This is a genomic window from Vibrio sp. 2-Bac 85 (genome assembly GCF_037546705.1).
Classification (GTDB): domain Bacteria; phylum Pseudomonadota; class Gammaproteobacteria; order Enterobacterales; family Psychromonadaceae; genus Psychromonas.
In genome coordinates this window covers 49,043-61,718 of sequence record NZ_JALAAB010000002.1, presented here as the reverse complement: position 1 = coordinate 61,718, position 12,676 = coordinate 49,043, and the positions used below count along the sequence as shown (strand labels likewise).

The following is a 12,676-nucleotide window of genomic DNA, read 5'->3' as shown; positions in this document are numbered from 1 at the left end:
ATGCAGAGTCCAAAATTGAGAATTAATTATGGTAGCTGTACAAACTAAATTGCCAACACAAGTCAGTCATGTTAGATCTACTAACATGACAGAAAATACAGATCACACTCAACTTTGTGAGTGGTTAAAAGCAGTAGCAGAAAACCGATGCAAAATTTCATTTACACATTTGTTTAAGTTCTTTGCACCTAAAATTCAGCGTATTGCGCGTAGTAAATTCCCTAATGAAGCACAAGCACATGAAGTAGTACAAGATACTATGAGCAATGTTTGGCGTAAGGCTCACTTGTTTGATTCAAACAAAGGTGCTGCAACGACATGGGTTTATACCGTTATGCGTAATGTTACTTTTGACCTACTACGAAAAATAAAAAATAACCGTGAAGATAATTTAAGTGATGATATTTGGCCAATAGCTGAAAATGCTGTCGCTGAAGATCATAGCTACGAAGATCATCTTGAAAATAAACAATTGTTACGAGTCATTGAAGCATTACCAGTACCACAGCAAGAAGTTGTAAAAGGCTTTTATTTAATGGAAATGTCACAAGAACAACTCGCTACCCATCTTAATTTACCATTAGGCACGATTAAATCTAGGTTACGTTTAGCCTTAGTCAAAATGAAAGTGCAATTAGGAGAAGAGCATGATTAAACATCATCCTAAATTCGAATTAATTCAGGCTTATGTTAATGGTGAGTTGCCAGCTTCATTATCAATAGGTATCACACTGCACGCTGAACTATGTCCTGTGTGCCAACAAAAAATCGCACAACTCACCGAGCAAGTAGCTGAGCGTAGTTTTGAGCAATTAAGTAATCCGCTTTTAAATGAGTTGAACAAACTTGATTTTGAGAGTGATAATATTGAAGATGATTTTTTTGACTTAATGATCAATGATATTACTGACTCAAATGACATTGACACATTAGTAGAAGTAGCGCCTAAGGAGGTTATCTTTAAAGATAAGTCTTATACGCTGCCAAGTGCACTGAATAATGTTTCCATGGGAAAAGCTGTGAATGTTGGCAAGCTTTCAAGAGCACGTCTGCAATTAGATGAAAATGAGATTCATTCAAATTTATTGCACATTAATCCAGGTGGCGGTGTACCAGAACATACACATAAAGGTTTTGAATTAACGGTTTTGTTAGACGGATCCTTTAGTGATGACCGAGGTCAATATCATAAAGGCGACTTTATTATGTTAGACGGTACATTTACACATAATCCAATCTCTGAAAAAGGGTGTTTATGTTACACCGTTGCCAATGACGCTTTACATTTTACACAAGGTATTAATAAACTACTTAACCCGATTGGAAGTTTTATATATTAAGTGTTTATTACCTTTTTAGGTTAGATTGTTAGTTGCTAATTGCTTGTTTTCAAATAAACTATTACTTAAATACGTAAGTAGTTTAGCAACTCTCGTTATTAGTTCATGGAGTGAATAATGATTTATTCAGTTGAAAAAGAAGATATTAAAATTGGCATTAGTGCCTGTCTAATTGGCCAAAAAGTTCGCTTTGATGCGAGCAACAAACCATCTCGCTTTTGTATTGATGAACTTGGGGAGCACGTTCAATACGAGTCATTTTGCCCTGAAGTTGCTATCGGCTTACCGATCCCACGACCAACTATACGTCAGATTAAAAAAGATGACATGATCACCATTGCAAGACCAGATGGAAGCGGCGATGTAACAGAAGCATTACAGGCTTACGGTAAAAAAGTAGCCGACATGACTAAACACTTGAGTGGTTATGTTTTCTGTGCAAAAAGCCCAACATGTGGAATGGAGCGCGTTAAAGTATACACACCCGAAGGAAACTCTCTGACATCGGACGGTATTGGTGCTTTTGCAAAAGAGATAATGGAAGCAAATCCACTATTACCTTGTGAAGAAAATGGTCGACTCAATGATATGCATATCAGAGAGAATTTTGTAGCACGTATTTATGCTTACAAACACTGGCAAATGGTCAGTGACTCTGGTTTAACAAAACACAAGTTAACAACGTTCCACAGTCATTATAAATATACCGTCATGAGCCATAATTTAGTTGCTTACAGAAAGTTAGGTCAATTACTTGCAGATGTTGACTTGCCTCTAGCCGAGAAAGCATCACAGTATATTTCGGGACTAATGGATGCGTTAAAAATCCCTGCTACGCGTAAAAACCATGTTAATACGTTGACTCATATTCAAGGATACTTCTCTAAGCATTTAGAGGCTCCACAACGTAAGGAATTATGCGAACAGATAGATGGTTATCGATTAGGTTTGTTACCTTTAATTGCGCCGTTAACATTGATTAATCACTACTTACTGCAGTATCCAAAAGATTACTTGAAAGGGCAGTCGTACTTGTCGCCATACCCTGATAGTTTGAGACTAAGATACGCTTACTAATTTAGACGCGTACTAACAATCGTCAACATTACGAAGCGGGTTTAATAAACGCACTATATTGTCCTTCTTTCGAAGGACAATTATTCATCTTGAATGTTAAAAGGAACTATTTTGTCTTCCTCTTCTTTACTAAATTCATCCCATGAAACATCTTCAAAACTGCTTTGGTTTCGTAATGACTTAAGAACTAATGATAACCCTGCATTGCAATACTTCATTAACCAATCAGATTCTGACACCACAGCTCAAGCTATTTTCTTTGTTTCCGAGCCGCAATGGTTAGCTCATCATTGGTCTGACATAAAAATTGATTTTGTAAAACGTCATGCTCAAGCTTTAGTCAGTGAACTAGCTCTGTTAAATATAAATTTAACAATTGTTACTGTTGATGATTTTAATGCACAAGTCGATTATCTTAAACATTATTGCTTACAAAATAATATTACTAACGTGATCGCCAATAGTGAACTTGAAGTTAATGAGCAACAGCGTGATCTTGCTTTCTCAGATCAGGGCATTTCATTAACGCTATTTGAAGCTGATGTTATTGTACCCAAGGGCAAAGTGCTTAATCAGTCTGGTCAAATGTATAAAGTATTTACCCCCTTTAAGCGTGCTTGGTTAGCTCATATTCGAGAATTTGGTTTCAATTATCTTGATGATGCGACTGCTATTACTAACAGTAAAGCAATTCAAAATGAACAGGTAAATGAACAGCAACAAAGCAAAGAATCTGATTCTATCTCTAACAAATGGCCTTTAATCAATGTGGTAATGAAAAAAGCAATGCCACAGTTTTATAGAGACAAAATATCACGTTATAAAACTAACCGAGATGTTCCTTCAATAAAAGGTACCAGTGGCCTCTCACCTTATTTAGCTGCCGGTGTATTGAGCCCTAACTATGTATTGAACTCATTATTAAACAAATTTCCAGACATCTTAATCTCAAGTGATAGTGAAGAGTTTTGTTGGTTAAATGAAATAATTTGGCGAGAATTTTATCGTCATTTGATGTTTGACCAGCCACGACTCTGTAAGCACCAATGTTTTAATGACAAATATCATCAATCAGTGTGGCCTTATGACCAGGAACTTTTTAACGCGTGGTGTGAAGGTAAAACAGGATACCCGTTAGTAGATGCTGCAATGCGTCAGTTGAACCAAACGGGTTGGATGCATAATCGCTTACGTATGGTTGTTGCTAGCTTTCTTACAAAGCATCTACTACTTGATTGGCGTTTAGGCGAAAAATACTTTATGCAACATCTCATTGATGGAGATTTAGCTTCGAATAATGGTGGTTGGCAATGGGCATCGAGTACTGGCTGTGATGCACAACCTTATTTTAGAATTTTCAATCCAATTACACAGAGTGAAAGGTTTGATCCTAAAGGAACTTTCATACGTAAGTACTTACCGGAGCTAAGCAAAATACCTGATAAGCAAATTCATTTTCCACATAAATATATTAAGCAAAATCACTTATCTATTTATTGGCCTGCGATTGTTGATCATAAAGAAGCCAGATTAAATGCTTTAGCTTTCTATAAATCACACTAAATCATTATGCTAGAAGTTGTAATTTAATAAATACTCGAATATTGATACGTAACATTTGTACGTAATCTTGATATGTAACATAGCTATCAATATGTAAGATAAATACTTGTTAATGTCGTGATTGCTGTGATGCAATATTCGACATTGTAAGTTGGTAGATTACAGTAGGTTTTAATCACAGGTATATAGTTGATTTAGTTTATTCACTTACAACACTATGACTTCCATGAGTGTTATTTTGATGACGGTAAATATGATGAGCGATAAACCATTAAGCGATCAAAAATTTAAGGAGCAAGCATTAGCTTCCGAGCCACAGCAATGTGATCCTGCCACCGAAGATGAACAAAATTCAGGTACGACTCAACAACAAAATGTATTTGAGAAGGAAGACTTTTTAGTTTTAAAAGACTCCAAGTCAGATCATTCTCAAGCAATCGAATCAACAGATAATTCTACACATCCTCCTTATTTTGACCCTCATCCTGACTGGTTAAATACATTCATGGAAGTATATCAAAACCTATCAGCCAATAACTTGATACTATTAGAATCGATTTATGATCAACAGGTTACCTTTATCGATCCTATTCATGAAATAAATGGTTTAGAAAATTTACATCAGTACTTTGAAAATCTGTATCAAAACCTAAGCTGTTGTGACTTCAAGATAAGTAATGTGATTGCACAGCCCAATCAAGCATCGATATATTGGGAAATGACTTATCAGCATCCTAAATTAAATAAAGGCAAAGTAGTTAGTGTGTTTGGCACCTCGCACCTATGTGCTAAAAAAGGCAAAGTTATTTATCATCGTGACTATTTAGACCTTGGTGCAATGCTGTACGAACAACTTCCTTTATTTGGTCGAATAGTAAGCTGGATAAAAAATAAGGCGGCTAAATAATGGCGAATAAAAAGATACTTATTACTGGTGCCACTTCAGGTATTGGGCATTCACTTTTTGAACAATACAGTGAACTTGGTGAACAAGTTATTGCTTGTGGTAGGAACCAAATACAGCTACAGAAAATGCAAAAACTAGCTTATAAAACCTGTGCATTTGATATTACTATTAAATCAGAAATTGCTGCTTATGCTGAATCTATTGAGTCTTTAGATATATTAATTTTGAATGCAGGAAATTGTCGTTATATCGACAACGCTAAACAGTTTGATGGAGGACTCTTTGCTGATGTTGTGACTACCAATTTAATCTCATTAGGTTGGTTGCTAGAGTATTTTTTGCCTAAGGTAAAACCAGGCGGACAAGTTGTATTTATCAGCTCAAGCGCAACTATCGTGCCTTTCCCAAGAAGTGAAGCCTATGGTGCATCAAAAGCTGGTATTGATTATTTAGCTAAGAGCTTACGCCTAGATTTAGCCAAAGAAGAGATTGACGTGACTTTGGTACACCCTGGTTTTATTAAGACCCCTTTAACGGATAAAAATGACTTTACGATGCCTTTTTTATTAACCAGTGAAGTGGCAGCAACAAAAATAATCAACGCCGTTAATCAACGTAAAAAATATGCTCATTTCCCGAAACGTCTTACGTTATTACTTAAATTCTTCAGTTTCCTTCCTGCTTCTATGTGGCAAAAAATTATCTTAAGAGACCAAAAATAATGAAAAATATTGCAATTATCGGTTCCGGTATTTCTGGACTCACTAGTGCTTACTTATTATCGAAAAAGCACAATGTCACTGTGTTTGAGAAAAATGATTATATTGGCGGACACACTGCCACTGTAGATATTGAAAAAGATGGTAGACCCTATGTTATCGATACAGGTTTTATTGTCTTCAATGATAAAACTTATCCGAATTACCTCGCTTTATTGGATGAAATAGGGATTGGTAAGCAAGCGACTGAAATGAGTTTTTCAGTACATAATTGTAAAACTGGCTTGGAGTATAACGGTCACAATTTAAATTCTTTATTTGCACAAAGAAGCAATTTATTTCGACCTTCATTCTGGAATTTGGTAAAAGAGATCCTGCGTTTCAATAAATTGTGTAAGTCTATTTTTGAACAGGATGTTTACCTACCAGGGTTAACACTTGGTCAGTTCCTGAATGATAATAAATTTAGTGCCTTTTTTGCTGAGCATTATATTTTACCAATGGGGGCGGCTATTTGGTCCAGCTCATTATCACAAATGGAAGAATTCGAATTTCGTTTCTTTGTGCAATTTTTCCACCACCATGGCCTGCTTAATATCGCCGACAGACCACAGTGGTATGTTGTACCTAATGGTTCTCGTAGTTATTTAGGACCACTTTGTGAACCGTTCAAAGAGCGTATTCATTTGAATGCTAATATTACCGGTATTACCCGACAAGAAGGTCAAGTTCATTTGCATTTTAGCAATGCTGTTAACAATGACGAGAATAATACCGTTAGCGATAATTATATCAACACACAAACCTTTGATGAAGTAGTCCTAGCCTGCCATTCGGATCAAGCGTTAGCCTTATTGGTCGATGCAACGGAAGATGAAGACACCTTGCTATCTTCAATGCCATACAGTGAAAATTCAGTGATACTGCATACTGACGTTAGTTTACTGCCCGATAGAACCGCTGCATGGGCAAGTTGGAATTATCAATTAAGTCAAGATAGAGAGAAAGCGGCGAGTGTAACTTATAACATGAATATTTTGCAGGGATTAGAAAGCAAGCATACTTTCTGCGTTACCTTGAACCAAAAACAAGATATCGACCCAAGTAAAGTTATAAGGGAGTTTATTTACCACCATCCCATTTTTTCATCTGAATCGATTCGAGCACAGCAGCAAAGAGATCTTATTTGCGGGATTAATCACACACACTTTGCAGGGGCATATTGGCATAATGGTTTCCATGAAGATGGTGTTCGAAGCGCAGTAGAAGTTGCTAAGCGCTTTGATTGCCACCTAGATGCCTTTGCAGAAAACCGTAATTAATAGCACTCGGTATAACAGGTTGTTCTACAACAAGGAATAAAAAGATGCCTAACTCATCGCCGCTTAGCCAAAGTGCCATCTATGTTGGACAAGTTATTCATAAACGTTTTCAGCCGAGGAAACATAGCTTTAATTCAACGTTATACATGCTCGCATTAGACGTAGATGAGATTGAAAAGAGACCAAAGAATCAAGGGATTTTTGGGTTTGCTTGGTATCATCCTTTACGATTTGTGGAAAAAGATTATCTCAGAAGTGAACCAGATTCATTATCGCGTCGTATAAAGAATAAAGTAATGCAATTAGAGGGTTACGCTGATATAGAACGGATCTTAATGGTTGTACAGGTCAGGTGTTTTGGTCTCTACTTTAGCCCAGTTAATTTTTATTTTTGTTATGACAAGCAACAACAATGTACACAGATGTTAGCAGAAGTTAGTAATACGCCTTGGAATGAAAGACACTATTATTTGGTTGATTTATTACAACAAGATGAACCTAAAATTAGTGATAAAGTGTTTCAAGTTTCGCCATTTATGGATTTAGATATGAGTTATACCTGGCATATCAAAGCACCAAAAATAGACGATGATAAATTACTAATAAAAATTGAAAATAAGCGTTTAAACCAAAACACTGGGGATATAAGTAAGTTATTCGAAGCAAGTCTAGTACTGAGAAAGCAGCCTTTTACCAAACGCAATATGTTAGGTGTGTGGATCCAATTACCAATAATGACCATTAAGATCGTAACCAGTATTTATTGGCAAGCATTACGATTATTTATTAAAAAAATACCTTTTGTGGGTTATCAAAAAATCAGTTAGCTAGACAGTTTATTTTTTAGGAGAACGTAATGGAAGAAATACAAAATGTTAGTACACAAAATACGACGGGGTGGTTTGATAAACGTTGTCGTCATTTAGTCCATTCTGTATTTTCAAAGCTTAGCTATGGTCAATTAGAGTTAGTAGAAGCATCGCTTAGTCATTTTTTTCCAGAACACACTCAGTCAGATAATAAAACGGATATTATAAAAGGTAAAATTCATATCCATGACATGAGTGTTTATAAAGACTTTGTAAAAGGTGGAAGTATCGGTGTCGCTGAGGCGTTCATTGCAGGTAAGTGGAGTAGTCCAAATCTGACCAATGTAATTCGAATATTTGCTAAAGCTCAGCAACAAACTGATAAATTAGAGTCAAAAAAATCTTTTTTTAATAAAATTAAAAATGCCATCACCCACTGGCAAAATAGAAATACACAATCGGGTTCAAAGAAAAATATACTCGCTCATTATGACCTGGGTAATGAATTATATACTCGCTTTCTTGACCCTCAAATGATGTATTCATCAGCGATATATCCATCTCCGACAACCTCTTTAGAATATGCTCAACTTTACAAGTTAAAAACAATATGTGAACGTTTGTCTTTAACTGAGGATGATCATTTATTAGAAATAGGCACTGGTTGGGGCGGATTAGCCATTTATGCGGCACAAAACTTTGGGTGTAAAGTAACGACTACTACTATATCTGATGCGCAGTATGAATATGCTGAGCAAAGAGTGAAAGAATTAAACTTGGAAGGTAAAATCACTTTATTGAAGAAAGATTATCGCGACCTGACGGGTACTTACGATAAAGTCGTTTCCATTGAAATGATTGAAGCGGTGGGTTATGAGTTCTTACCTAGCTTTTTCAAACAATGTAATGACCGTTTAAAAGAGGGCGGTAAACTATTAATTCAGTCAATAACTATCGCAGATCAACGCTTTGAACATTACAAAAATAATGTCGATTTCATCCAGCGTTATATTTTCCCAGGTGGTTTTTTACCGTCTGTTAATGTGTTATCAGAACAGTTAACTGAAAGTAGCGAAATGGTGATTGAAGGTTTACACGACATTGGGCTGGATTATGCTAAAACACTCGCAGATTGGCGTAGCAGTTTTCTTGATTCTTGGACTGAATTAACGCAATTTGGTTATGATGAACAGTTTAAACGCCTTTGGTTATATTACTTTGCTTACTGTGAAGGTGCGTTTTTAGAACGTTCAATCAGCACAGTGCATTTAGTTGCTCGAAAATAAAACAAGTACTGTATCACTACATACCATCAAACAAAATTAGAATACTTACTCAATATTATTGTTCTAATTTAGAAACTAAAATGCCCAAAGATTTAAAAATCTTAGGGCATTTTTTTCAAATATTTTTACTAAACTTTTTACTAAACTTTTTACTAAAATTTTTACTAAAAATTAGGCGTTTTGCCAGCAGTTAATCGCTTCGGCAACGGTAAACTTACCTTCTAGTAAAGCACGTCCTACAATCATACCTTGAGCACCAGAACGAGCTACATCAGCAATATCATCCAAAGAACCAATACCGCCAGATGCTTGCCAAGAGACGCTAGGGAAAGCAACTACCATCTCTTTGTAAAGGTCGACATTAGAACCTGTTAATGTGCCATCTTTAGAAATATCAGTACATAAAACATGCTTTAAACCTACTTTCAGATAGATTTCTAGTAAAGATTCAATTGTCTGGCCGCTGTCTTCTTGCCAGCCAGATACAGCAACAATTTTATTACCTTGTGCATCGATATTGATATCAAGCGCCAATACAATATGCTCCGGCCCGTATTTTTCCATCCAACCCGCGACCATTTCAGGTTCTTTAACGGCAGTTGAACCGATAACAACACGGTGAGCGCCTGCATCTAATAAACCTTTAACATCTTCTTCTGTACGAACCCCACCACCAATTTGTACTTTAGCAGGCGTATTCTTAATCAAACTTTCGATCACAGTTAATTGACGTTTAGTAATATCTTTAGCGCCATCTAAATCAACAAGGTGTAACCAGTTAGCGCCTTGTTCATTGTAAATAGTGTATAAGCTTTGTGGATCATCGCTGTACACTGTTTTTTGATCGTAATCACCTTGGTATAATCGCACAACTTTACCATCGATAAGATCAAGTGCTGGAATAATCATTTTAAAGCTCCAAAAAGTTTTTGATTAATTGAGCGCCTGCTTTTCCTGAGCGCTCTGGATGAAATTGTACACCGTAAAAATTATCTTTATTCACAGCGGCTGTGAATGGTGAACCGTATTCACAACTTGCGATGGTGTTTTCGTTAACAGGTAACGCATAACTGTGCACGAAATAAAAGTAAGTGCCTGCAGGAATTTCTTTAAACAAAGGGTCGTCTAATTTAGGCGTGATTTGATTCCAGCCCATGTGAGGAGAACGTAAAGGAGCGACATCCATTTTTTCAACGTAACCATCAACTAAGCCTAATGTATCTATCATCGCTTGATCGCCAAAACCTTCTTCACTACCTTGCGCAAGCATTTGCATACCTAAGCAGATACCTAAAACAGGCTGAGTTAGCTTTTTAATTTCATCAACTAAGTTGCGTTCAATTAAGTTTGCCATCGCTTCTTTTGCAGTACCAACACCGGGCAGAAATAATTTATCAGCCTGTTGTAAAATAGCAGGGTCTTTACTGACGGTAACTTCGTAACCTAAACGCTCAATTGCAAATCGTACCGATGATAAGTTAGCGCAACCAGTATCAATAATAACTATCATAAAACACCTTTACTTGATGGCAAGTCAGTACCAATGATCTGTATACTTTGACGCAAAGTACGGCCAAATGTTTTAAATAAACCTTCCACCATGTGGTGCGCATTACCATTTTCAACTTCTAAATGAATGGTTGCACGCATTGCTTGTGCTAGTGAATAGAAAAAGTGCTCAACCATTTCTGTAGACATAGTGCCCACTAATTCACGTGGAAAGTTAGCTTTAAATTTGAGGAAAGGGCGACCAGATAAGTCTAAAGTACAACTTGCTTTGGTTTCATCCATTGGTAATACAAAACCAAAACGGCCAATACCACGTTTGTCACCTAGTGCTTTATCTAATGCTTCACCTAGCGCTAATGCAGTATCTTCTACACTATGGTGGTCATCGATATGCAAGTCACCTTTGACGCTAACATTCATTTGGAATCCTGCGTGCGTAGCAATTTGATCCAACATATGGTCAAAGAATCCCATACCTGTATCTATTTTATTCTCGCCTGTTGTGTCTAAATCAACAAATACATTAATATCTGTTTCTTTGGTAGTACGAGTCACCGATGCGGTGCGGCCTAGGGTCGTTAATTGTTGGACTATTTTTTTCCAACCTAAGGTTTCTTTATTATAAAGAATACCGTTAATACCCATATTATCAGCAAGACCGATATCAGTATGACGGTCACCAATAACATACGAATGTTTGTGGTCAATTCGACCAGACTGTAAATACTCTTTAACCATACCTAAGTGTGGTTTACGACAGCTGCAATTATCTTCAGGGAAATGAGGGCAAAGTAGGGTTGCTTCAAACTTAACACCCTGTGATGCAAATATTTCCATCATTTTGTTTTGGGGAATATCAAAGTCACTTTGTGGGTAACTATCTGTGCCTAAACCATCCTGGTTAGAAACAATCACCAAGATATAACCAGCATCTTGTAAAGTTAATAAACTCGGAATCACATAGGGTTCAAAAACCAGTTTTTCCAAGCTATCAACCTGTTTATCACTAATAGGTTCATCAATTAAGGTGCCATCGCGATCGATGAATAGAAATTTTTGTGTACTCATTTTTGTTCCCTACAGTGAGTTTAAAGTCTTTAATGTTCTGCTCATTTCATCACTGTTACCAATGCTGATACGAACACAATTTTCTAAACGAGGTTTGTTTGCAAAGTCGCGCATGATGATGCCATCGTCAGCAAAAGCTTGAAATACCTTTGCAGAGTCCTTAAAACGTACCAATAAAAAGTTTCCCGTGGTTGGGAATACCTCTGTTACGCAGTCCAGCTTACGAACTGCATTGGCTAATACTTGACGGTTATTATTTAATACAACAACACGGTCTCGCATTATTTCTAAGCCATCACTAGACAATGCTTGAGCTGCAATTTGAGCAACCGGGCCGGGCACTGGGTAAGGTGCTATCACTTTACCCATCATCTCGATCACAGAAGTTTGCGCTAAGGTGAAACCACAACGAATTGATGCTAATGCAAATGCCTTAGAAAGCGTTCTAGTGATCACCAAGTTTTCATGCTCAGCAATCAGGTCGGTTTGGCTTAATTCAGGACAAAACTCAATATAAGCTTCATCTGCGACTATTAATGCTTTACCTGCCGTTGCCGTTAATAACTTAGCAAGTTTTTGTTTATCTAGCATGTTACCAGTTGGATTATTCGGTGCACATAAGAAGACAATTTTAACTTGTCCGTTTGATGCGAGCACTGCCGCTTCAACAGCCTCATAGTCAACATCAAAGTTTGCTTGTAATGCAACCTGCTGTATACCAACGCCACAGGTTTCAGCGCTGATCGCATACATACCGTAAGTAGGTGGACAGATCAAAATGCTATCAATTTCAGCTTCACAAAATGTTCTTATTAATACTTCAATACTTTCATCGGCACCACGAGTGGTAAGGATTTGGTTTGAGTTTAGTTTTACATAAGCTGCGTAGGCATTAATAATTTGTGGCGGTTGAAATTCTGGATAACGATTTAGATTGGATGAATCAAGTTGGTAGGTACTGCAATCGGGTGCTTCGTTAGCATTAAGCCAAACATCACCACGGCCACCAATTCGGCGTGCAGAAAGATAAGGTGTTAATGCTTGCACTGTTTTTCTAGCAAGCTGCTGAATAGTAC

Annotated in this window: 13 protein-coding genes; 9 read left to right on the top strand and 4 right to left on the bottom strand. The window is 36.9% G+C overall.

Going from position 1 to position 12,676, the window contains the following annotated elements:
• Window positions 1–28 precede the first annotated feature (28 nt).
• The 9 genes from MT390_RS03225 to MT390_RS03185 all read left to right on the top strand — a co-directional run bounded on the left by MT390_RS03225 (window position 29) and on the right by MT390_RS03185 (window position 9,023).
• Entirely contained in the window at window positions 29–655 is a 627-nt protein-coding gene (locus MT390_RS03225; RefSeq protein WP_166372887.1) for a sigma-70 family RNA polymerase sigma factor, read from the top strand.
• A complete protein-coding gene (locus MT390_RS03220) occupies window positions 648–1,340 on the top strand; it encodes a ChrR family anti-sigma-E factor (protein WP_499439566.1) in 693 nt (230 codons plus the stop codon). Before MT390_RS03225 ends, MT390_RS03220 begins: the two co-directional genes overlap by 8 nt.
• Before the next feature lie 117 nt (window positions 1,341–1,457).
• Window positions 1,458–2,417 (top strand): YbgA family protein, encoded by a 960-nt coding sequence (locus tag MT390_RS03215; RefSeq protein WP_166372889.1) that lies wholly within the window; start codon window positions 1,458–1,460, stop codon window positions 2,415–2,417.
• Between the two features lie 111 nt (window positions 2,418–2,528).
• Window positions 2,529–3,980: a deoxyribodipyrimidine photo-lyase gene (gene phrB, locus MT390_RS03210; protein ID WP_499439564.1), complete on the top strand. Its 1,452-nt coding sequence runs from the start codon at window positions 2,529–2,531 to the stop codon at window positions 3,978–3,980.
• A gap of 226 nt (window positions 3,981–4,206) precedes the next feature.
• The gene (locus MT390_RS03205) at window positions 4,207–4,887 is read left to right on the top strand and encodes a nuclear transport factor 2 family protein (protein ID WP_499439563.1); all 681 of its coding nucleotides are present in this window, start codon (window positions 4,207–4,209) and stop codon (window positions 4,885–4,887) included.
• A complete protein-coding gene (locus tag MT390_RS03200) occupies window positions 4,887–5,609 on the top strand; it encodes an SDR family NAD(P)-dependent oxidoreductase (RefSeq protein ID WP_499439561.1) in 723 nt (240 codons plus the stop codon). Before MT390_RS03205 ends, MT390_RS03200 begins: the two co-directional genes overlap by 1 nt.
• A complete protein-coding gene (locus MT390_RS03195; RefSeq protein WP_499439559.1) occupies window positions 5,609–6,928 on the top strand; it encodes an NAD(P)/FAD-dependent oxidoreductase in 1,320 nt (439 codons plus the stop codon). Before MT390_RS03200 ends, MT390_RS03195 begins: the two co-directional genes overlap by 1 nt.
• 44 nt (window positions 6,929–6,972) lie before the next feature.
• A complete protein-coding gene (locus MT390_RS03190) occupies window positions 6,973–7,755 on the top strand; it encodes a DUF1365 domain-containing protein (protein ID WP_499439558.1) in 783 nt (260 codons plus the stop codon).
• 29 nt (window positions 7,756–7,784) lie between these two features.
• Window positions 7,785–9,023 (top strand): class I SAM-dependent methyltransferase, encoded by a 1,239-nt coding sequence (locus MT390_RS03185; protein ID WP_499439557.1) that lies wholly within the window; start codon window positions 7,785–7,787, stop codon window positions 9,021–9,023.
• A 171-nt stretch (window positions 9,024–9,194) separates the two neighbouring features.
• Here the strand turns inward: MT390_RS03185 and hisA are convergent, their stop codons facing one another.
• The 4 genes from hisA to hisC are packed head-to-tail and all read right to left on the bottom strand — an operon-like array spanning window position 9,195 to window position 12,671.
• Complete coding sequence (gene hisA, locus MT390_RS03180) at window positions 9,195–9,932, bottom strand: 1-(5-phosphoribosyl)-5-[(5-phosphoribosylamino)methylideneamino]imidazole-4-carboxamide isomerase (RefSeq protein ID WP_028867935.1); 738 nt, start codon at window positions 9,930–9,932, stop codon at window positions 9,195–9,197.
• Between the two features lies 1 nt (window position 9,933).
• On the bottom strand, window positions 9,934–10,533 hold the full coding sequence (gene hisH, locus MT390_RS03175) for an imidazole glycerol phosphate synthase subunit HisH (RefSeq protein ID WP_499439556.1): 600 nt from the start codon (window positions 10,531–10,533) through the stop codon (window positions 9,934–9,936).
• Window positions 10,530–11,600: a bifunctional histidinol-phosphatase/imidazoleglycerol-phosphate dehydratase HisB gene (gene hisB / locus MT390_RS03170; RefSeq protein WP_499439555.1), complete on the bottom strand. Its 1,071-nt coding sequence runs from the start codon at window positions 11,598–11,600 to the stop codon at window positions 10,530–10,532. The genes hisH and hisB overlap by 4 nt, the downstream gene beginning before the upstream one ends.
• A 9-nt stretch (window positions 11,601–11,609) precedes the next feature.
• Window positions 11,610–12,671: a histidinol-phosphate transaminase gene (hisC, locus tag MT390_RS03165; RefSeq protein ID WP_499439808.1), complete on the bottom strand. Its 1,062-nt coding sequence runs from the start codon at window positions 12,669–12,671 to the stop codon at window positions 11,610–11,612.
• Window positions 12,672–12,676 lie beyond the last annotated feature (5 nt).

Coding starts and splice junctions, on each gene's coding strand:
- MT390_RS03225 (WP_166372887.1), top strand. CDS start 29: ATGGTAGCTGTACAAACTAAATTGCCAACACAAGTCAGTCATGTTAGA.
- MT390_RS03220 (WP_499439566.1), top strand. CDS start 648: ATGATTAAACATCATCCTAAATTCGAATTAATTCAGGCTTATGTTAAT.
- MT390_RS03215 (WP_166372889.1), top strand. CDS start 1,458: ATGATTTATTCAGTTGAAAAAGAAGATATTAAAATTGGCATTAGTGCC.
- MT390_RS03205 (WP_499439563.1), top strand. CDS start 4,207: ATGAGTGTTATTTTGATGACGGTAAATATGATGAGCGATAAACCATTA.
- MT390_RS03200 (WP_499439561.1), top strand. CDS start 4,887: ATGGCGAATAAAAAGATACTTATTACTGGTGCCACTTCAGGTATTGGG.
- MT390_RS03195 (WP_499439559.1), top strand. CDS start 5,609: ATGAAAAATATTGCAATTATCGGTTCCGGTATTTCTGGACTCACTAGT.
- MT390_RS03190 (WP_499439558.1), top strand. CDS start 6,973: ATGCCTAACTCATCGCCGCTTAGCCAAAGTGCCATCTATGTTGGACAA.
- MT390_RS03185 (WP_499439557.1), top strand. CDS start 7,785: ATGGAAGAAATACAAAATGTTAGTACACAAAATACGACGGGGTGGTTT.
- hisA (WP_028867935.1), bottom strand. CDS start 9,932: ATGATTATTCCAGCACTTGATCTTATCGATGGTAAAGTTGTGCGATTA.
- hisH (WP_499439556.1), bottom strand. CDS start 10,533: ATGATAGTTATTATTGATACTGGTTGCGCTAACTTATCATCGGTACGA.
- hisB (WP_499439555.1), bottom strand. CDS start 11,600: ATGAGTACACAAAAATTTCTATTCATCGATCGCGATGGCACCTTAATT.